The sequence below is a fragment of the Brooklawnia sp. genome (genome assembly GCF_032229645.1).
In the GTDB taxonomy this organism is placed as follows: Bacteria; Actinomycetota; Actinomycetes; order Propionibacteriales; family Propionibacteriaceae; genus Brooklawnia.
Genome location: NZ_JAVTWX010000109.1, coordinates 1 through 1,568, shown reverse-complemented (window position 1 = coordinate 1,568; position 1,568 = coordinate 1). Strand labels below are relative to the sequence as shown.

General features: G+C 66.3%; 2 protein-coding genes and 1 pseudogene. All 3 read left to right on the top strand.

The genetic code is table 11. The annotated features are described in order from the left end of the window. Positions 1 to 657: pseudogene (locus AAFP05_RS08070) on the top strand (DNA polymerase III subunit gamma and tau); the annotation flags it as partial. Between the two features lie 21 nt (positions 658 to 678). Further along, positions 679 to 987, top strand: coding sequence for a YbaB/EbfC family nucleoid-associated protein (locus AAFP05_RS08065; protein ID WP_341729347.1), 309 nt, complete (start codon positions 679 to 681; stop codon positions 985 to 987). Positions 988 to 1,001: 14 nt separating this feature from the next. Next, positions 1,002 to 1,568 (top strand): recombination mediator RecR (recR, locus tag AAFP05_RS08060; protein ID WP_341729346.1); only part of this gene is annotated, 567 nt, incomplete at its 3' end.

Below are 1,568 nucleotides of genomic sequence, written 5' to 3'. Positions count from 1 at the left end.
CCCGCCACCCAGGCGCCACCGGACCCCGCCACACAGGCATCGTCTGACCCCTCCGCGCGTCCGGCGCCCACGCCCGCAAAGGCGCAGGCAGCGTCGGGCCCCGGCACAGCCGATCTTCGGCGGCTGTGGCCGCAGATCCTCGACGAGGTGAAGTCGCGCAAGCGGTTCACTCATGCCTTGCTCAGCCAGAATGCCCAGGTCGTCGAGGTGCGCGGTAATGAGCTCTTGCTCGGATTCGCCAATCCTGGCACCCTGGAGCGGTTCCAGTCCGGTGGCAGCATCGATGTCCTGCGCGAGTGCCTGATCTCGGTGCTGGGAGCCGATTTGCGGATCTCGGCCGCCGTGGACGGCGGCCCGTCGGCGGACACCCGGCACCAGCCGGCCGCCCCGCAGCAACCGGGTAATGTGCCGGAACCGGACCCGCGGCCCGCACCGGGCCATTTTCAGGCAGTGCACGCCGACGATCGTCCGCCGACCGAGCCGGACCCTGACGAGTCCCGGCGCGACTCACCGGGGCGGAACTTCGATGTGCCCGAACCGGCGATGGACGATATCGTCACGGCTGAGGACGTGGTGCTCGACGAGTCGGGCGTGGATGCCGCGGAGCTTCTGATGCGTGAACTCGGCGCGCAGATCATCGACGAAGAAGAGAACTAGCCCCACAAGGAAAGGACAGCCATGTTCGGCGAAGGTATGGACATGAACGCACTCCTGCAGCAGGCGCAGGCGATGCAGGCACAGCTGCAGCAAGCCCAGGACGACCTGGCCAACTCGGTCTTCACCGGCACCGCCGGCGGCGATCTCGTGGAGGCCGTGGTCACCGGAGCCGGTGAACTTGTCGGGCTCACCATCAAACCGGAGGCCGTCGACACCGATGATCTCGAAGGACTCAGCGACCTGCTCATCGCCGCCGTGCGTGACGCGAATACTCAGGCCGCCAACCAGGCTCAGGCGTTGATGCCTGACCTTGGCGGACTCGGACTCTGAGAGGCTTGAGTTAGTTGTACGACGGCCCCGTCCAAGATCTGATCGACGAACTGGGACGACTGCCAGGCGTCGGCCCAAAGAGCGCGCAGCGTATTGCGTTTTGGCTGCTCGATCAGTCGGCTGAAGATGTCGAGCGGCTCGCGCACGCGCTGATCGAGGTGAAGCAGAAGGTGCACTTCTGCGAGATCTGCTTCAACGTGACCGATCAGGATGTCTGCCGCATCTGCCGCGACCCCAAGCGGGATGCGACTTCCATCTGCGTGGTGGAGGAGAGCAAGGACGTGGTGGCGATCGAGCGCACCCGCGAGTTCCGGGGCCGCTATCACGTGCTCGGCGGGTCGATCAGCCCGATCGCCGGACGAGGTCCCGGCGATCTGCACATCGCGGAACTCGTGCGCAGACTCAGCGACGACACCATCACCGAGGTGATCCTGGCCACCAACCCGAACCTGGAGGGGGAGGCCACCGCCACCTATCTCAGCCGACTGCTCGGCCCCACCCCGGGAATCACGATCACCCGGCTGGCCTCTGGCTTGCCGGTCGGCGCCGATCTCGAATATGCGGACGAGGTCACCTTGGGC

What these genes read in the sequence shown, in the direction of transcription:
- AAFP05_RS08065 (WP_341729347.1), top strand. Translation starts at nt 679, where the DNA reads ATGTTCGGCGAAGGTATGGACATGAACGCACTCCTGCAGCAGGCGCAG.